This window comes from Streptomyces coffeae (assembly GCF_016741875.1).
Classification (GTDB): domain Bacteria; phylum Actinomycetota; class Actinomycetes; order Streptomycetales; family Streptomycetaceae; genus Streptomyces; species Streptomyces coffeae.
Map to the genome: position 1 here is coordinate 113,172 of NZ_JAERRF010000018.1, position 17,924 is coordinate 131,095.

Here is a 17,924-nt window from a genome sequence, read left to right on the forward strand (position 1 = left end):
CTTTATGGACACCTATATCGACCACCTATATAGGCCCGTGATACAAATATAAGTGTGGAGTACACACAGCAGTCCGATCCGGGTGAGCCCGACGCCCCCGCGGTCCGCGAAGAGGTCGCGGAGGCACTGGAGCAGCTGGCGTTCCTCGCGATCCGCCATCTGACCAACCGGGACATCAGCTTCACGGCCGCGTCCACACTCGGGCGACTGAACCGGGAGGGTCCGGCGCGGCTGACCGCACTGGCCTCGGACGAGGGGGTCACCCAGCCGTCGATGACCCAGCTGGTCCAGCGACTGGAGCGGCAGGGTCTGGTGACCCGGGTCGCCGATCCGGCCGACGGACGGGTGGTGCTGGTGGCGGTCACCGACGACGGGCGCGCACTGCTCGCCGCACGGCGCCGCAGCCGTACCACCCAGCTGACCGAACTGCTGGCCACCCTGTCCCCGGAGGACGAAGAGGCACTCGCCACCGCCGTCCGCGCCGCGGGCCCCGCTTTCCAGCGGCTGGTCGAGAGCGCGGCGCGGGTGCGCAGATCTCCGGGGAGCACCGCTTCCTGACCCATCGGCACCCCCGCCGCGCCACGGCTCGTCATGCCGTCACGGCCCGGGTCCTGACCCGACGGAGCCCTTGTTGTCCGCTCACTCCGGCATATCCGCCCACCCCGCCCCCGGCACCGACCGGTCCACCCCTCCCCGCGCCCAGAGCCCGTTCAACCAACCGAAGGCCGTCTGGGCGGTGGCCTTCGCCTGTGTGATCTCGTTCATGGGCATCGGCCTGGTGGACCCGATCCTGCCCTCGCTCTCCGCCAAGCTGCATGCCACACCGAGCCAGGTGTCCCTGCTGTTCACCAGCTATCTGGTGGTCACGGCCGTCGCCATGCTGATCACCGGTTTTGTCTCCAGCCGTATCGGCGCCAAGCGCACTCTGGTGGCCGGGCTGGTACTCATCGTGCTGTTCAGCGCGCTGGCCGGAGCGTCCGGCAGCATCGACGGAATCGTCGGTTTCCGCGCGGGCTGGGGACTGGGCAACGCCCTGTTCATCGCCACTTCCCTCGCCGTCATCGTCGGCTCGGCCAGCGGCGGTTTCGCCGGGGCGATCATCCTCTACGAGACGGCGCTCGGCATCGGTATCGCCATCGGACCACTGCTGGGCGGCGAGTTGGGCAGTATCAGCTGGCGCGGTCCGTTCTTCGGTGTGTCGGTCCTGATGGCCATCGCGCTGGTGGCCACCGTCGTACTGGTCGAACCCACCCCGGTCCCGCCACGCCGCACATCCCTGGCCGACCCGCTCAAGGCGCTGCGCCACCGCGGGCTGCTCATCATGGGGCTCACCGCGCTCTGCTACAACTGGGGCTTCTTCACAGTGCTGGGCTATGCGCCCTTCCCCATGGACCTGGGCACACAGGAGCTGGGCTATGTCTTCACCGGCTGGGGGCTGCTCGTCGCCTTCTTCTCGGTCTTCGGCGCGCCCTGGCTCCAGGCCAGGCTGGGCATCGCGCGGGCGCTGTATCTGAATCTGGCGCTCTTCGCGCTCGACATCCTCGTCATCGGCCTGTTCACCACCTCCCGTACGACACTGATCGTCGCGGTGATCGTGGCCGGTGCCTTCATCGGGGTGAACAACACCATCACCACGCAGGCGGTGATGACCGTCGCGCCCGTGGAGCGTCCGGTCGCCTCCGCGGCCTACGGCTTCGTCCGCTTCATCGGCGGTGGTCTGGCGCCGTACGCCGCGGGCAAGGTGGCCGAACACGCCGGGGTCCATATGCCGTTCTACATCGGGGCCGCGGCGGTGGCGCTGGGCATCGGTGTGCTGGCCACGGGCCATTCGCTGCTGGCCGAGGCCGAGCGCGCGCAGGCGGCGGAGGCGGCCGGTCACAGCCCGGCCGAGGCACGGCACGAAACGCTGGAGAAGCGGGCCGTCGCCGAGGAGTTCGGCTCCGCGGGCTGAGCCTGCGCGCCCATCGATCCGTGCCGCGGCCGGGCGGTCCCTCGAAGGGACTCCCGGCCGCGGCGGTCGTACGGCGGGATCCTCCGCCGTACGCCGTCTCGTCGGCGCGGACCTGCGTCGTCCATGGGACGTGTGGCTTGTCGTCGCTCGCTGGCGTGGGTGGTGCCAAGCGCCTTGAACGCGGCGACTTGGCCGGGCCGTGCTGAGACGAACTGGGCAAGCGCTGTTGGGCCGTTGGTGATCAGGGTCCGGGGGACGGCTGGCTCGCTGCGGGCTGCCCCGAGCAGGGCGCGGTCTGGTACGTGGCGACCTTGCCACGAGGTCCGGTCGGGGCCGATCCGGACCTCCATGGTCAGGGACTCCGGGAAATCCCCGGGGGGTGAGCCGATAACCGTCGATCGGATACGGGGCCGGACCCGCCAGCGGCCCACCCGGTCCATGGGGCGGCCGGATCGCCTGCGATGCACAGGGCGATGGTGGCGGCCAGGATGCCGAACATCGCGCCGAGGACGAGTACGGCCCGGCAAACCCGGAAGAGGTACTTCGCAGCCCGCACGGACCGCTCGCGGCTCATCCGGCACCACTGGACCGCGCGTTGCGCACTGCCGTCTCGTAGGTCCTCAGCAACTGCTCGCCCGTGCTGCATACGCCGCCCGGTGTCAGGCAGGCGAGGCAATGCGCAGCGTGCTCGATGGCAGCTCGCCACTCCGCCTCTGCCTGCGGGGCCGCGGTTCCGCACAGATCAGGTTCGGGGGTCATGTCCGCCCCCGCCGACGAGCCACCTCGGCATCCTGCGACGCCACTTGGAGGGCGAAGTGCAGAGCCGCTGCCCCGGTGAGGTGCTCAGCTGTGGGCGGCACGCGCCAGTGGACCCCGGGCCCTGCTGTGCGTTCCGTCGAGGGGACCTCGACGTACGCGGTGTCGCCATAGACCTTCACCGAGGGCAGCGGGTCCCAGTGCACGGCTGCCCCGGGCTTGATCAGCCACCACAGCGCTCTGCCCAGGGAGTCACCGATGACGGCACCGGTGTTCTCGCCCAAGAGGTGAAGCGCGTCGTCCCCGAGATGAACGGGGACCCGCACCGCATCCCACCACCGTCCGGCGGGAAGTAACTGCACGCCGATCGGCGGCGTCCACGGCAGGGCTCTGGTCGTCATGGTCGGCTCCATGCAACGGTCTGTGTGCTGACCGTCACAGACTCTCGACCTGGCAGGCAGTCAAGTTGCACTGAACTGTGCAACTTCAGCGCAGCCGCCGGGGCTATAGGCCGATCCAGTTCGCGAAATCGGCAAGCTCGCTGCTACGTGACCGCTCCCGTGACCTCAGCGCGATGACCGCTTCACGCGTTGTGGGGTGGTACCGCGTCTGCTGCGGCGCCGTGCGGCGTGCCCGCTGGAGACAGGCGAGGGCCTGCTCAGCGTCGCCGGCCCATACGTTGGCCCGGCCCAGGTCCAGCCAATGGTGCCCGGCCCGAGACCGGTCCCAACGCCTGGGGAAGCGCACGTCTTCCGCCAGCTGCACCGCCTGGTCGTACTGCTCCAGGTCACACGCGATCGCGACGGCATGGACTCCGACGTTCGTCGGCCCCCATCCCACACCGTATGCCGCAGTCTCGCCGGTCCGCGTCGCCAAGGCGCGGGCCTCGGTGACGCGTGCCTGCACCTCGTCGGCATCCTTCATCCGGCCGGCGAGCACAGCGGCCCGCAGCTGGAGAACGCCAGCCATGGCAGAGAGCCCAAGGGCGTTCCGGGCGTCCTGGCCTTCAAGCTCGCGCAGCGTGCTGTCCACCACCCGCATACCGAGGTCGTACCGACTGGAGGCGAACGTGGTCTGAGCACGCAGGTATCCGTACATCGCCGCGAGGCCCGGCTCGTCAGCTCGGGGAGCGGCCCAATCCAGGCGTAGCAGGGCGACGGTAGCCAGATCGATATACCCGAACGACCAGGCCAGTGTGAAGACGCATCGGAATGCCCACGCCAGGCACTCGTGTGCCTGCCGTTGCTCGTCGCCGGTGGTGGTGTGGATGGCTTGCACGCACTCATTGATGAGGGCTGGAAGGTCCATGGCCATCGGGAGGTACTCGGCCTGGCGGCGCTGCACGAGCACTCTCGCCATGTCGGCGCGGATGAGGGCGATCGGGCGTGCCGGCACCTGCCAGTCGAGGGCGATGTCCCAGTTCTCCATGCTGACTCGGATGGGCTGTATCACCTCATCGAGCCGCTCGCGGCGGAGCTCTTGGGTGTATGGCTGGCCAAGCAGGTCCGCAGCGGTCACGCTGAGTCCGCGCGCGCAGGCTGCGACGAGCGATGGGGAGGCGGGCCTCTGGCCGCATTCGACTTTGGACAGCAGGGATTTCGAGACGTTGGCACGTATGGCCAGGCCCTGTTGAGTCAGGCCGCGCTCGCGGCGAGTGCGTGCGATCCGTGCGCCGGTGTGTTCTTCATTGCCCTGCGGCATGCTGAACTCCGTTCTGGCCTGGACACTCAGAACGGTACCGGCAGTCGGCTCCGCAGGTATGCCTGATCGGCCCCCGCTTCGGTGGGGGCCGACGTGTTCCTGGGCATAACGAGAGGCCCCTGCGCCGGGCCCGAAGGCCAGAGAGGGGGGCGAGGCTGTCGGGCGTCAGCGGGCAGGCACGACCGTGATCTCCGTATCCGGGCAGGCAGCCGGGACCTGCTGGAGCGCGGCCACCTCGGCCGGGTCCGCCCACCAGCGTGTTTCGGGGTCCGCTGGTAGCCAGATGGCCGGGTCCTGGTCGGTCTTCTGCCGGTTCGTCTTGGTCCAACTGCTTGTTCAGGAGCCGTCGAAACAGTCCTTGTATGGGCGGCCTGGACAGGTACGGCACTCGAAGAGATAGACCCCACCCATGTCGCCCAGCCTCAGGTCGGCGTGTTCGTACTCGATGCCCCGGTCCTCGATCGGAGTCCAGGCCAGCCAGGACGCGGCATCCGCCTCGGTGCTCTCCACCGTCAGCAGGTGGTCCATTGGTTTTCCGCATCCTGAGCAGTCCGGCCACTGCGGGCCTTGGCACCAGCCGGGGTACCCGCCCAGCTTGGTCCCCGGAGCGGTGGACAGGTGGGACTGGTAGTCCCACCCGGTCTCGGCTTCCACTTGCTCGAAGCGCGGCTCCAGCACGTCCCAGAGTGCGTCGTCCAGGTCCCAGCTCGGGTACTCCGTGACCAACTCCGGATGGACGACGCACGGCTTCGGTATCCGCCCGAAACGGGCCTCGGTAGGCGCCGGCGGTGCCTCGCAGATGCTCTCGACTTCCTTGGCGTCCCGCCAGTGCACTTCAGGAATGACCCACCGGCCGTCGTGCTCCAGCGGGCACCACAGCACCTGAAGGAGGTCGCGTCCGGACGGAAACGGTACGAGCCCCAGGGCATCGTCGGCGTAGAGCTGCAGGATCGGCACCATGCGCGACCCACGGTGCTCCGGGCACGCGGGCCAGGGATCCTGCTCGGGCCACAACAGCGGCCCGCCCACCGAACTGTCCCGCGACGTTGGACTGCCCGCGCGGGGGTGTAGCCGTACCGACTGCCTCCGAAGCGCGGCCACCTCGGGGAAGACCTGCTCGACATCCAAGGGGCGCGGAGGCGTATGACGGGGCACGGCAGACAGCATAGGCACGCCATCACAGCTGGTGGGAGACGGTATGCGTGGCGTGCATCATGCGGTCCCGGCCCGGGCCGCAACGGCGGACGAGTCGGCCTGTGCCGGGGTCAGATGCGCCAGGAGCGGATACGGCCCGCCGCGTCGAAGACATCGGCCTTGCTGGACAGGATGTCCCGGACCAGGTCGATCAGCGCTCCGTACGGCGGGTCGATGCCCTCACCCGAGGCGTGCATATAGGCGACCGCGGTGGCGCTGGCGAACCGCGCGTTGCTCGCCGGAAGCGGTCTGAGCGTGGCCAGTGTGTGCAGCAGGGCGGCGGCCCGCCATGCGGGGTCGGGGTCCACACCCAGACGCGGCGGATCGACCCGGTGGCGGGCCACGGCGGCGACAAGACCGGAGAAGTCCGAGATGGCCGGCTGTTCGGGCAGGACTTCCTCATGTCGCTGCAACAGCCACGGCACGTCGATATGCAGAAGGGGGGCCATGGGTCAGGCGGCCCGTCCCCGGGGGCCGTGCTCGTCCTCGGGGAACGCGTCGGCGAAGGCGTCGGCGTTGTCCGCGAAGAACCGGCGGAAGACCTCGGCGCCTTCCTGGAGCGCGCGGTGCCGGGCGATGTCGGCCACGGTCGCCTCCCGGACGAGGGCCTTCATGGTGGTGCCGCGCTCCTTGGCGATCTGGCGGAGGTCCTCAAGTTCCCGATCGCTGAATTCCACGTTGAGGGCTGACATGTGGCACACCCTACTTGTCAGGTACCGCGACAGCAATCGCCGCAGCTCACATGATGTTTTTGTAGGTACTTGACAAGGGCTGACGAGAGATGAGGGCGGGCATCGGTTCCCCGCCCGGGGGTGCCATCGGCGCACCGGCGCGGGCCGATTCTGGGAGTGTCCTGTGAGGAACTGGATCCGGGGGCCGGGAAAGCGGGACGGTGCCGCGCCCGGAGGCCGGTAGCGGCACCGTCCCCCCGCGGGGCTCTCAGAAAGCTCCCAGGAACTCTCCGAAAGCGGCCGGTGGCGGCTGTCAGGCTCCGATGTCAGAGCGGACCGGCCGGTCCCGTTACGGATCGGCGGCACGGCGGGTCCGGACCACGGTCCGGACCGGCCGCCCGCTCGCCGTACCGCCCGACCGGTCCGCGTCACGTCAGCCACGTCCCCTCCTTCAGGGGCGCGGCGGCGGCAATCGGGTCTCAAGGGCGTGCGGTTTCCGCCCTGTTGAACCACGATCCGACCGGGAGCCATGTCTGTGGCCACCTTCCTGTCCGCGCTGGGCCGCTTCTCCTTCCGACGACGGTGGTACGTCACCGTGCTGTGGACCGGTCTCCTGGTCCTCGCCGGTGTGCTGGCCGCCCAGGCCCCCGCGGCCCCCCAGACCGACTTCGCCATGCCGGGCACGGAGGCGCAGCGCGCCTATGACGTGCTCCACGAACGGTTTCCCGCGCAGAACGCCAACGGGGCCACGGCACGTGTGGTGTTCAAGAGCGACGGCGGCCGGGTGACGGAGCCGCAGACCAAGGAGGCCATCGGGCGAACCGTCCAGGAGCTGGGGAAGGACCCGCAGGTCAGCCAGGTGGCCGATCCCTTCGTGACCCACTCGGTGAGCAAGGACGGCTCCACCGCCTATGCCCAGGTCACCTATGAGGTGTCCAGCCCGGAGGTGGAGGAGGATTCGCGCACTGCGCTGATGGACACCGTGGAGCGGGCTCGGTCCTCCACACTCACGGTCGAGGTGGGCGGCAACGCCCTGTCCGCCTCGGAGGGCAGCCATGCCTCGGAGGCCATCGGGCTCGCCGTGGCCGCGGTGGTCCTCGTGATCACCTTCGGCGCGCTGCTCGCCGCGGGCCTGCCCCTGTTCACCGCCATGTTGGGGGTGGGTATCGGCATGAGTGTCATCAAGGCGCTCTCCAGCGCGCTCGGCCTGGGCTCCACCACCTCCGTGCTCGCCACGATGCTCGGCCTCGCGGTGGGCATCGACTACGCCCTGTTCGTCGTCTCCCGGTATCGCGCCGAGCTCGCGGAGGGCAGGGACAGGGAGGAGGCGGCCGGACGGGCCCTGGGCACGGCGGGATCGGCCGTGGTGTTCGCCGGACTCACCGTGGTGATCGCGCTGGTGGGTCTGGCCGTGGTGAACATCCCGGTGCTGACGCAGATGGGGCTGGCCGCGGCCGGTACCGTCGCGCTCGCCGTCCTCATCGCCGTCACACTGGTCCCGGCGCTCCTCGGCATCGCCGGGCGCCGTATCCGGCCCGCCGGACCGCGCCGCGGAAAGCTATTCACCAAGACCCCTGACGCCAAGACCTCTGACGCCAAGAGCCCTGACGCCAAGAGCCCTGACGAGGGTGCCGTTCCCCGGCCCGGGATGGGCGTGCGCTGGGCCCGCTTCGTCACCCGGCGCCCGCTCGCCGTCCTCCTCGTAGGGGTGGCCGCCCTGCTCACAGTGGCCGTGCCCGCCGCCTCCCTGGAGTTGGGACTGCCCGACGACGGCAGCCAGCCGACGTCCACCACCCAGCGCCGCGCCTACGACCTGCTGTCGAAGGAGTTCGGCCCGGGATTCAACGGCCCGCTGATGGTGGTTGCGCAGCCCGAGGGGGGCGGAAGCGCCAAGACCGCCGCGGAGAGCGCCACCGCCCGCATCCAGCGGATGGACGATGTCGCCCGGGTCAATCCGCCCCGCCTCAACAACTCCGACGACACCGCAGTTCTCACCGTGGTGCCCGCCACCGCGCCGAGCAGTCTGGAAACGACCGACCTCGTTCACGCACTGCGCGATCCCGGTCTCGAGGCCGACAGCGGTGCGCAGATCATGGTGTCCGGCTCCACCGCGATGAACATCGACGTCTCGCAGAAGCTGACCGACGCGCTCGTTCCCTATCTCGCACTCGTGGCCGGCCTGGCGCTGCTGCTGCTGATCGCGGTCTTCCGCTCCCTTCTGGTCCCCCTCAAAGCCGCGCTGGGATTTGTCCTGTCCATCACCGCGGCGCTCGGCGTGGTTGTCGCGGTCTTCCAGTGGGGCTGGGGCGCTTCCCTGTTCGGGGTGTCCGATCCGGGGCCGGTGGTGTCGCTCACGCCGATCTTCATGGTCGGAGTGGTGTTCGGACTGGCCATGGACTACGAGGTGTTCCTGGTGACCCGGATGCGGGAGGCGTATGTGAGCGGGCAGTCGCCCCTCAACGCGATCAGCAGCGGATTCGAATTCGGGGGACGGGTCGTCACGGCGGCAGCCATCATCATGATCTCGGTCTTCGCGGCGTTCATGGGATCGGACGAGCTGATGGTGAAGACCATCGGCTTCGGGCTGGCCACGGCCGTCTTCCTGGACGCCTTCATCGTCCGGATGACACTCGTACCGGCCGTCCTGGCCCTGCTGGGCCACCGGGCGTGGTGGCTCCCCCGCCGACTGGACCGCTGGGTGCCGGACATCGATGTGGAGGGCGCGAAGCTGGGCGCCCCGGAGCGCAACGAACCGGATGAGGCTGTCCGCGCATCCACCGCCCCGGCCGGACTCGGCTCCTGATCCACCGTAACGGCGAAAGGAAGGATCAGTGATGTCCGTAGCGTCGCGGTCCACGGCCATACGGCCCGGTGGCGCCCTACGCCACGCCCTCGAAGGCGCGCTCGCGGTCCTCGCCGCGGTGGTGGTGACGGCGGCCACCGCGTATCTGGCGCTGATGGCGCTGGGCGCCGATGAGCTCGCCCCGGTGTCCCGGCTCACCTGGGCGATCACCAGCATGGCCACGGGGAGCGGGCTCACACTCGGGTCCGACTCGCCCGTACCGCTCGGGGAGGACGGAGGGCGCGCGGGCGGTCTGGGCGGTGGCGGCGGCCTGGGCGGTCTTACCGACGGATTGAGTCTGGAGGTGGCGGGTCAGGCCGCGGCGATACCGCTGGGGCTGACGTTCCTGGGGGCGGTGGTACTGGGGTACGGCTTCTTCCGGCCGCTGCGCTCACGCCCCCGCCCGGCCTCCGCGCTGCTGCTGGCCCGGATGTGCGGTGCGCTGTGCGCCGCCGCGGTGCTGTTCCCGTCGCTGGCGCTGCCGGCTCAGGGCACGCTGCGGCTGCCGGAGGGCGTGGCCGGGGGAGTCGGTGACGGCTCAGGGCAGCAGCCCCTCCGCGGGTTCGGGGGCGGCGGCATGTCCGGCGGCATGTCCGCCCTGCGCTCGGTGCGTTTCGAGGCCGACCCCGCGATGGCGGGCCTCCTCGGTGTGGTCGGGGTGGCGGTGATCCTCGGGCTCGGCTGTGTGGCGGCCCGGCGGACGACGCTGCCGAGCACCCTGGCCCTCAGCCGACTGCGGCTCAAGTGGCACCCCGTGGCCTCGGCGCTGGCCGGTGTGCTCACCGTCCTGTGCTCGCTGCCCCTGATGGTCGGGGCGCTGGCAGGCGCCGCCGCCCTGGCCGGGTGGGACCGCGCGGCGAAGGCCGCCGGGGCGCTGCTGCTGGCGGGGCCGGATCTGCCGGCCGTGGCGCTCACCTCCGGTCTGGGCGCGTCGTGGGAGGCGGGCATCCACCAGCAACAGGGCGAGCTCGGCGGACTGCTGGGGATGATGGGCCAGGGTGGCCGGACCGACGGTGGGCTCACCGACCGGACGGTGACCATCGCCGACCGGACCGTGGCCGGGGCACCGCTGTGGCTGATCGGTCTGCTCGTGCTCGTCACCGCTCTGGTGCTCACCGGCTACCGGGCCGCGGCGCGGACGCCGGTGCGTGGAGCGCGCGAGGAGGCCAACGCGCTTCTGAGCCGCCATGTGGAGATCGCCCTGCGGACGAGTTTCGCGGTATGCGGCACGGCGATCCTGCTCGCCCTGCTCCCCCGGGCCTCCTTCCGGATCGGTGTCAGCGTCATGGGGCAGGAAATGCGCGGTGTCACCGGCGGCCTCGACGGCGCGGTGGGCCTGGCCGGGCTGAGCAGCCTCGTCCTCGCCGGGCTCGCGGCATACTGGGGGAGCCGGATCCACGGAACCCGCACCACACACCGGAGCCCGGCGCGCCCCGACGGCTCCGGACGGCCCGTGGCCGCCCGCGCTCCCGGTCGCCGCCCGCAGGGCAGCTACGACTCGGCATCCTGACCACCCCCGTGCTGTGCTGAACAAACCCGGTACCCACAGTCCCTCTAGGCGGCACCCCAGACCATGGCAGAAGCGACAGACCCGCGGCATACGGCGGCGGCTCCCCGGCCCCATCTCCTCGTCGTCGACGACGAACCGACCGTCCGGGAGCTGCTGCCCGCGGCGCTGCGGTACGCCGGGTTCGACGTCGACGCGGCGGCGAACGGGCTGGAGGCGCTGGACATGGCCGCCCGTCAGCCCCCCGATCTGGTCCTGCTGGACATCATGCTGCCGGACATGGACGGCTTCGAGGTGATCCGCAGGCTGCGCGCACAGCCGAGGTCCTCCGGTACCGGGCACGGCGGCGCCGTGCCGGTGCTCTTCCTCACCGCGCGCGACGCCGCCGCGGACAAGGTCAACGGGCTGCGGCTGGGCGGCGACGACTACGTCACCAAGCCGTTCGACCTGGAGGAGCTGATCGCCCGGATCCAGGCCGTGCTGCGCCGTACCAAGGGCGAGCCGCCCGCCAGTCTGGTCGTGGCCGATCTGGAGCTGGAGCCGGAGGGGCATCTGGTGACCCGGGCCGGGGAGCAGATCCGGCTGTCGCCGACCGAGTTCCGGCTGCTGCACTTCCTGATGGCCAACGCCGGGCGGACGATGTCCAAGGGGCAGATCCTGGAGAACGTCTGGGCCTATGACTTCGGCGGTGACCCGAGCATCGTCGACACCTACATCAGCTATCTGCGGCGGAAGATCGACCGGGTGGAGCCCAAACTCCTGCACACGGTGCACGGCGTGGGATACGTCATCCGCGGACCGAGGAAGCGGGGCGGCCGCCCGTGACCCGGATGGGGCGCGCGCTGACCCGGCTGTCGCTGCGCACACGTCTGCTGTGTCTGTCCATGGCCCTGGTTTCGGTGGGGCTGCTGGCGGCGGGCGTGGTCGTCAGCACCACGCTGCGCGACTATCTCCAGGACCGGATGGACTCCCGGCTCGCGCTGACCGCCGAGATCGCCTGCAGGGTGGCCCCTCCCCCGGAACCCCCGCACAGTGTGCGGCTCCTCAGCTTCTTCGAGAGCACGACGGTGACGTACGTGGACGACCGGGGCGCCCCGGACGGGGCGTTCGGGGCGACCGCGGCACCGCCCGGCGGCGGCCCGGCACTCCCCCGGCTGGACCGCCAGACCGTCCTGGCCACACACGGGCGTCCGTTCACGGTGCGCGCGCACCACGGCGACCACACCTGGCGGGTGATCACCGTACCCCGGGACGAACCGCGCGACCTGCCCATGGCAGCCACCTCGGAGCGCTCCGGGAGCGTGATCGTGGCTTCGTCCCTGGACGCGGTCGAGGCCACCGTCACCAGGACCCGGTACGTCTCGCTCACCGCCGGGGCCGCGTTGATCGCCGTGCTCGCCGTGGCCGGATGGTTCGCGGTCCGCTCCGGACTGCGCCCGCTGACCCGGATCCAGGAGACCACGGCAGCGATCACCGCGGGCGACTACTCCCAGCGGATCCCCGAACTGGCGGGCCCGCACACCGAGGTGGGCCGTCTCACCGAGTATCTGAACCGGATGCTCGCCCGGATCGACACCGCCTTCCGCGCCCGGGCCGAGGCCGAGGCGCGGATGCGGCGCTTCTTCGCCGACGGCAGCCATGAACTGCGCACCCCGCTCGTCGGCATCAAGGGCTATACGGACCTGTACCGCATGGGCGCTCTGCCGACCCGTCAGGACATCGACCACACCATGCGGCGGATCGCCGAGGAGTCCGAACGTCTCACCCAGCTCGTCGAGGACATGCTGCTGCTGGCACGGCTGGACGAGGACGCCCATCGCACCGCGGCCGACGCGCACCAGCCGCTCGCCTTCCCGCTGGATCTGGCCCCGATGGATCTGCGCACCCTCGCGGCCGACGCCCTGCACGACGTACGCGCATTGGACGCCACCCGCGAGGTCACCCTCACCGGGCCCGGCGGCGGCCGGCCGGCTTCCGCACCGGCGCTGGCCGACGAGGCGCGGCTGCGGCAGGTGGTCACCAATCTGGTCGGCAACGCGGTGGCGCACTCCCCGTCCGGCACCGCCGTCCGCATCGGCGTGGGCACCGAAGGCGCGTACGCCGTGCTCGAGGTGGCCGACCGGGGTCCCGGTCTGTCACCGGAGGAACGACAGCGGGTCTTCGAGCGCTTCTACCGCGCCGATGACTCCCGCAGCCGGACCGCGGGCGGCGGTTCGGGGCTGGGCCTGGCCATCGTCCACTCGCTCGTCTCCGCGCACGGCGGGCGGGTGGACATCGACACCGCGCCCGGTGAGGGCTGTACCTTCCGGGTGCTGCTTCCGCTGCCCTCCCCGGGCGAGGAACCGGACCGGGCCGACCCGCGCGAGCGGGCCAACGGGCCGGAGGACGCCGGGGAGGGCTGAGCGTGCGAGGGCGAGTGCTTACCGCTGGAACTCGGTGCCCAGGCCCGCCCCCGGCTCGGAGGCGCCGAGCGTGGCGGGGCCGAAGGAGACCACGCCGTCGGTGGTGAGGCCACCGGGCTGACCGCGCAGCACCCAGGCGGCACCGCTGGAGGTCTGGGCGCCGTCCTCCTCGGGGGCGCCCACGGACAGATCGGCCTTGCGGTCACCATTGGTGTCGCCGAGCCGCACCGCCGCGCCGAAGTGGTCGCCCGCCTCACCCGCACCCGGAACACCGGCGGTGTCCTGGGTGAACGCCTGGGCGCCGGTGCCGGACAGACCGCCCGCGCCGCCGTAAAGCTGGACCACGCTGCCCGCGTCCTTGCCGCTGTCGATGTCCTCGTAGGGGATGCCGACGGCGACATCGGCGTAGCCGTCGCCGTTGACATCACCGGCGCTCAGCTCGTAACCGAACTGGTCGCCGTCCTCATTGGCGCCCGGCACACCCGGGGTGTTCTGGTCGATCACCCTGGTGCGGGTGGTGCTCGGACCGGACGCGGTGCCATAGAGCACCTTGAGGGTGCCGTGGTCGTACGGCAGGTTCTCCACGACGTTGCCCGGTACGGTGCGCATGATCAGATCGGCGTGGCCGTCCTTGTCGACGTCACCCATGGCCGCCGAGGCACCGTGATCGAGCCGGGCGGACGACTTCGTCAGACCGTCCGTGCCGCCCTTCCAGAACAGAGTGGCCTCGGACATCTCCTCGAAGGCGTGGGTGGTGACCACGTCGTCCTTGCCGTCGCCGGTGACATCGCCCACGGTCAGGCTGGTCGGCGCGTCGATCTTCCCGGTGTCGGCGGTGGCGCTGCCCGCGTCGGCGCCGTCACGGGTGAACGGGCCGAACCGGACGCGCAGGGCGGTCGAGGAATCCGGGTCGGTGCCGACCTGGGTGAGGTCGATCAGGTCGGCGTGGCCGTCGCCGTTGATGTCACCACCGGCGATGATGCTGGAACCGAAGTTGTCGCCGTCGCCCTTGGGCAGCGCGGTGCCACCGCTCAGACCGTTGGCCGAGCCCCACAGGACGGTGACGGACGGGGTGCTGCTGGACTGGACCGCGAGATCGGTGTAGCCGTCGCCGTCGAAGTCGCGGGCGACCGTGCGCTGTCCGAATCTGGCGTCCGCCTCCGGGTCCCCGGGGACGCCGGCGGCGTCTTCGCCGATGACCTGCCGGTGGCCGGTGTTCGCCCCGGACGCCGAGCCGTAGACGACGGCGACATAGCCCGCCTTGGCCTTGCCGCCCACCGTGCCGGTCGGCGCGGAGACGGCGAGGTCGGCGAATCCGTCCTTGTTGAAGTCGGCCTGTGGGGTGGCGGCGGCCGCGGTGGTGCGGGCGGAACCGGCCGCACTGGCGGAGGGGCCGGCTAAGACAGCGGGGGTGGTCACTAGTGCGACCACCGTCGCGCAGCGTGCGACGGTGGAGAGGGAACGGGAACGCACACATCCTCCTGCTTGTTGGCAAGCGTTTACCTCATGTACACCCACCTCGACCCGTGAGACCGCCGAACCGTTGTGCACCCCGCCGCAGAGATTCCCTAGTCCCGTAGATTTTCGGCCAACACACCAGTCTCAGCGGGCTCTTCGGGCTCGTCCGGCTCTTCGGTCTGCACATAGCGCAGAACGCCCATCATCTGCCGGTCGTCGACTTCGTCCGGCGCGGTCTCGACGCAGTCCGCGAGACGCTTGGTGAGGGTGTCGGCGTCGAGACCGGTGCCGATCATCACCAGCTGGGTGGCGCGGGGTTCACCGTGCTCCCAGGGCACGGGCTGGAACCGGAGGAACGAACCGACCGCGTGCAGCCCGTACTTGTGGTCGGCTCCGGCACCCGCGAAGTGCAGGAAGCCCTTGATGCGGTAGAGGCCGGCGGGGCGGCTGTCGAGAACATCCATGACACGCCGTGGGTTCAGCGACTCGGCTGAGATGAACTCCACGCTCTCGTAGGCGGCGTGGAGATGACGGCTGTGGTCGTCGTGCTCGCCGCTGCACACATCCGCGAAGGAGAGCTGCTGGAAGCGCTCCTCGGCGGTGGTGCGGGGCCGGTGGTCGAAGAGCAGAGCGGGGTCGACACGACCGTGTTCGGCGGTCAGGAGCGGGATGCCCGGAGCGATCTCCTCCACCGTCTCCAGCACCGCCCGGCGCTCCTCCTCCTCCACCCGGTCGGTCTTGTTGAGCACCACGAGGTCGGCGGCGCGCACATGGCGGTCGAGCTCGGGATGGCGCTCGCGGGTACGGGGGAACTCCGCGGCGTCCACGACCTCCACCAGCCCGCCGTAGACGATCCGTTCGCTGGTGCTGGACAGCAGCGAACGGATCATGCTCTGCGGCTCGGCGAGACCGCTGGCCTCGATCACCACCACGTCGATGCGCAGCGCCGGGTCGGTGAGCCGCTGGAGCATGTCGTCCATTTCGGAGGCGTCCGCGGCGCAGCACAGACAGCCGTTTTCGATGGGGATCATCGAGTCGACCTGGCCCGCGACGGCCAGGGCGTCGATGTTGACGCTGCCGAAGTCGTTGACGATGACGCCGATGCGGGTGCCCGCGCTGTCCCGCATCAGATGGTTGAGCAGGGTGGTCTTCCCGGAGCCCAGGAAGCCCGTGAGGAGGATGACGGGGATCCGTGGTGTGGCCAAGGGTGCGTCTCCGTAGGGCGTGGTGGGGCGGTCGCGGGCGGACCGCTCATGCTATCCGGGTACCCTCCCCCGCGATCAGCGCAGGGCGTCCGGCAGGGGGCGGTGGTGGAGGATGTCGAGCCGGGAGACGGCGCGCGTGAGGACCACGTACAGCCGGTGGAGACCGCGTGGTTCGGCGTCCACGATGGCCGCCGGTTCGGCCACGACCACATGGTCGTACTCCAGCCCCTTGGCCAGGGTCGCGGGGAGCACGGTGACACGGGCGGCACTGTCCGGCTCCTCAGCGGCGGCGGTCGCGATCCCGGCCTTCTCCAGCGCCTGGCTCAGCCGCGCGGTGTCCGACGCGGCGGCGATGACGGCGATCGAGCCGTCCCGCTCCAGGGCTCCCCGGACCGTTGCCACCGCCTCCTCGGTGAGTGCGGCCGTCCGGCGGATCCGCAGGCTCCCGTCGCGGCGCAGCGAGCGGGCCGCGGGTACGTCGACCGGCAGCCGCGCCAGGAGGCGGTTGGCCAGCTCGACGATGGCTGCCGGGACCCGGAATCCGGTGGTCAGCGGTACCACGGCGGCCTCTGGCTTGCCCAGGTGGCCGAGGTGTTCGGCCCAGCTGCGCGCGGCCCAGGGGCTGGTGCCCTGGGCGAGGTCGCCGAGGACGGTGAGGGAGCCGAATCCGGCGCGGCGGGCGATGGCGCGGCACTGCATCGGGGAGAGGTCCTGGGCCTCGTCGACAACGATGTGGCCATAGCCCGTGGGCCGTTCGATGAGCCCGGCCACCTCGTCGAGGAGCACCAGGTCCGCCGCCGACCACCGGGCGCTCTTGTGCGACCGCGGAGGTCTGCGCCACAGCAGGGCGAACCGCTCCCGCTCGGTCAGCAGTCCGTCGGCGGCACGGGCCAGCGCGTCGGCGTCGCTGAACAGCTCGGCCACCAGCTCCTCGGGGCGGACGGCGGGCCATACGGCGTCCACCAACGCGGTCATGGCCGCGGACCGCTCCATCCGGCGCAGCCATGCGGTGCTCGGCGGTCCGGCCCGCCGCTCGGCCTGGCGCTGGAGCAGGCCGACCGCGCGGGACCGTACCCGCTCGCGCCCGACCGCGTAGGGCGGCCGGTCGGCGTGAACTTCCTCGACGATCCGCTCCAGTTCGTCGCGCGGGATACGGCGGCGGTACGAGCCGTCCGGGACGGCGAGCGACTCGGTGGGCGGGCGGACCTGGTCGTACAGGGCGCGGGCGAGCACGGTGGCCATGCGGGGGTCGTGCTTGAGCGCCGCGGTGGCCTCGTCATCGATCGCGCCCACGGGGTGGCGGGCGATCTCGTCCTCCAGCGTGCACTGGCGGATGTCGATCTCTCCAAGCGCGGGCAGGACTTCGGCGATGTAGCGCAGGAAGGCGCGGTTGGGGCCGAGGACGAGCAGGCCGCCGCGCTGGATGCGCTGAGGGTGGGTGTAGAGGAGGTAGGCGGCCCGGTGCAGGCCGACGGCCGTCTTTCCGGTGCCGGGGGCGCCCTGGACACAGACCGAAGCGGTGAGTTCGCCACGGACCAGGTCGTCCTGTTCGGGCTGGATGGTGGCGGCGACGTCACGCATCGGCCCGACCCGGGGGCGTTCGATCTCACCGGTGACGATCCGGCTGGGGTCCTGGCGGGCCCGGCCGGAGGTGAGGTGTTCGTCCTCGATACCGGTGAGGTCCTCGGCGTCGCCGCGGCTGAAGGGCGCCCAGCCGAAGCGGCGGCGGACCGCCACCCCCTGGGGATCGCGGGGACCGGCCTGGTAGAAGGCGCGGGAGACCGGAGCCCGCCAGTCGATCACCATCGGGGGCGCGGAGGGGTGCTCGACGATCCGCCGGCGGCCGATGTGGTAGCGCTGACCACTGTGGTCCCCTGCCGCGGGGCCGTGGCCGAAGTCGAGCCGGCCGAAGAACAGCGGGGTGTCCGGCTCCTCGGCCAGCTTCTTGGCGAAGCTGCGCAGATGGCGGCCGAGGACCTCGGCGTCCGCGCCGCTGCCCGAGACGTCCTCACCGGTGATGACCTGGTCATCGGCGCCGCGCACCATCCGGGCCATCGCCGCGCGGCAGGCGTCGTGGTAAGCGCGCTCCTCGGTGAGCTGCCCGGTGAGCGCATCTCCGGGACCCGGAGAGCCCGCAGCGTCCACGGGGTCCGCGTGGCCCCGCTCGGCGCCGTGGATGTGCTGATCGGTTGTGGTCATGGTTGTGCCGCCCCTCGTACCGTTCGACCAGAACAGCA

Annotated in this window: 14 protein-coding genes; 6 read left to right on the forward strand and 8 right to left on the reverse strand. The window is 71.0% G+C overall.

Going from position 1 to position 17,924, the window contains the following annotated elements; genetic code table 11:
• The first annotated feature begins 54 nt into the window (after positions 1 to 54).
• Positions 55 to 558: a MarR family winged helix-turn-helix transcriptional regulator gene (locus JK363_RS27335; RefSeq protein ID WP_201878148.1), complete on the forward strand. Its 504-nt coding sequence runs from the start codon at positions 55 to 57 to the stop codon at positions 556 to 558.
• A gap of 91 nt (positions 559 to 649) precedes the next feature.
• Complete coding sequence (locus tag JK363_RS27340) at positions 650 to 1,951, forward strand: MFS transporter (RefSeq protein WP_201878284.1); 1,302 nt, start codon at positions 650 to 652, stop codon at positions 1,949 to 1,951.
• A 755-nt stretch (positions 1,952 to 2,706) separates the two neighbouring features.
• Here the strand turns inward: JK363_RS27340 and JK363_RS27345 are convergent.
• From JK363_RS27345 to JK363_RS27365, 5 genes are all read right to left on the reverse strand, one after another.
• Positions 2,707 to 3,108, reverse strand: a complete 402-nt coding sequence (locus tag JK363_RS27345) for a hypothetical protein (protein ID WP_236076138.1) — start codon at positions 3,106 to 3,108, stop codon at positions 2,707 to 2,709.
• Positions 3,109 to 3,211: 103 nt separating this feature from the next.
• Entirely contained in the window at positions 3,212 to 4,408 is a 1,197-nt protein-coding gene (locus tag JK363_RS27350) for a helix-turn-helix domain-containing protein (protein ID WP_201878151.1), read from the reverse strand.
• 336 nt (positions 4,409 to 4,744) lie between these two features.
• Positions 4,745 to 5,368 carry a DUF1963 domain-containing protein gene (locus JK363_RS27355; protein WP_236076139.1) on the reverse strand — a complete coding sequence of 208 codons (624 nt, stop codon included), beginning with the start codon at positions 5,366 to 5,368 and terminating at the stop codon, positions 4,745 to 4,747.
• Between the two features lie 305 nt (positions 5,369 to 5,673).
• A complete protein-coding gene (locus JK363_RS27360) occupies positions 5,674 to 6,051 on the reverse strand; it encodes a toxin Doc (RefSeq protein ID WP_201878155.1) in 378 nt (125 codons plus the stop codon).
• 3 nt (positions 6,052 to 6,054) lie between these two features.
• Entirely contained in the window at positions 6,055 to 6,294 is a 240-nt protein-coding gene (locus JK363_RS27365) for a hypothetical protein (RefSeq protein WP_201878157.1), read from the reverse strand.
• A 514-nt stretch (positions 6,295 to 6,808) separates the two neighbouring features.
• Between JK363_RS27365 and JK363_RS27370 the strand changes: the two genes are divergently transcribed.
• From JK363_RS27370 to JK363_RS27385, 4 genes are all read left to right on the forward strand, one after another.
• Complete coding sequence (locus tag JK363_RS27370; RefSeq protein ID WP_201878286.1) at positions 6,809 to 9,076, forward strand: MMPL family transporter; 2,268 nt, start codon at positions 6,809 to 6,811, stop codon at positions 9,074 to 9,076.
• A gap of 31 nt (positions 9,077 to 9,107) precedes the next feature.
• A complete protein-coding gene (locus JK363_RS27375; protein WP_201878159.1) occupies positions 9,108 to 10,625 on the forward strand; it encodes a streptophobe family protein in 1,518 nt (505 codons plus the stop codon).
• Between the two features lie 63 nt (positions 10,626 to 10,688).
• On the forward strand, positions 10,689 to 11,447 hold the full coding sequence (locus JK363_RS27380) for a response regulator transcription factor (protein ID WP_201878161.1): 759 nt from the start codon (positions 10,689 to 10,691) through the stop codon (positions 11,445 to 11,447).
• 5 nt (positions 11,448 to 11,452) lie between these two features.
• Complete coding sequence (locus tag JK363_RS27385; RefSeq protein WP_201878293.1) at positions 11,453 to 13,024, forward strand: sensor histidine kinase; 1,572 nt, start codon at positions 11,453 to 11,455, stop codon at positions 13,022 to 13,024.
• Between the two features lie 18 nt (positions 13,025 to 13,042).
• On the opposite strand, the gene JK363_RS27390 is transcribed toward JK363_RS27385, so the two are convergent.
• From JK363_RS27390 to JK363_RS27400, 3 genes are all read right to left on the reverse strand, one after another.
• Positions 13,043 to 14,497 (reverse strand): FG-GAP and VCBS repeat-containing protein, encoded by a 1,455-nt coding sequence (locus JK363_RS27390; protein WP_201878170.1) that lies wholly within the window; start codon positions 14,495 to 14,497, stop codon positions 13,043 to 13,045.
• 95 nt (positions 14,498 to 14,592) lie between these two features.
• The gene (locus JK363_RS27395) at positions 14,593 to 15,687 is read right to left on the reverse strand and encodes a CobW family GTP-binding protein (RefSeq protein ID WP_201878172.1); all 1,095 of its coding nucleotides are present in this window, start codon (positions 15,685 to 15,687) and stop codon (positions 14,593 to 14,595) included.
• A gap of 75 nt (positions 15,688 to 15,762) precedes the next feature.
• Positions 15,763 to 17,886 (reverse strand): HelD family protein, encoded by a 2,124-nt coding sequence (locus JK363_RS27400; protein WP_504752268.1) that lies wholly within the window; start codon positions 17,884 to 17,886, stop codon positions 15,763 to 15,765.
• Between the last annotated feature and the right edge of the window lie 38 nt (positions 17,887 to 17,924).

Excerpts from the sequence above, each read along its gene's own strand:
- JK363_RS27345 (WP_236076138.1), bottom strand. The coding sequence starts at position 3,108 with ATGACGACCAGAGCCCTGCCGTGGACGCCGCCGATCGGCGTGCAGTTA.
- JK363_RS27350 (WP_201878151.1), bottom strand. The coding sequence starts at position 4,408 with ATGCCGCAGGGCAATGAAGAACACACCGGCGCACGGATCGCACGCACT.
- JK363_RS27355 (WP_236076139.1), bottom strand. The coding sequence starts at position 5,368 with ATGGTGCCGATCCTGCAGCTCTACGCCGACGATGCCCTGGGGCTCGTA.
- JK363_RS27360 (WP_201878155.1), bottom strand. The coding sequence starts at position 6,051 with ATGGCCCCCCTTCTGCATATCGACGTGCCGTGGCTGTTGCAGCGACAT.
- JK363_RS27365 (WP_201878157.1), bottom strand. The coding sequence starts at position 6,294 with ATGTCAGCCCTCAACGTGGAATTCAGCGATCGGGAACTTGAGGACCTC.
- JK363_RS27375 (WP_201878159.1), top strand. The coding sequence starts at position 9,108 with ATGTCCGTAGCGTCGCGGTCCACGGCCATACGGCCCGGTGGCGCCCTA.
- JK363_RS27380 (WP_201878161.1), top strand. The coding sequence starts at position 10,689 with ATGGCAGAAGCGACAGACCCGCGGCATACGGCGGCGGCTCCCCGGCCC.
- JK363_RS27385 (WP_201878293.1), top strand. The coding sequence starts at position 11,453 with ATGGGGCGCGCGCTGACCCGGCTGTCGCTGCGCACACGTCTGCTGTGT.
- JK363_RS27400 (WP_504752268.1), bottom strand. The coding sequence starts at position 17,886 with ATGACCACAACCGATCAGCACATCCACGGCGCCGAGCGGGGCCACGCG.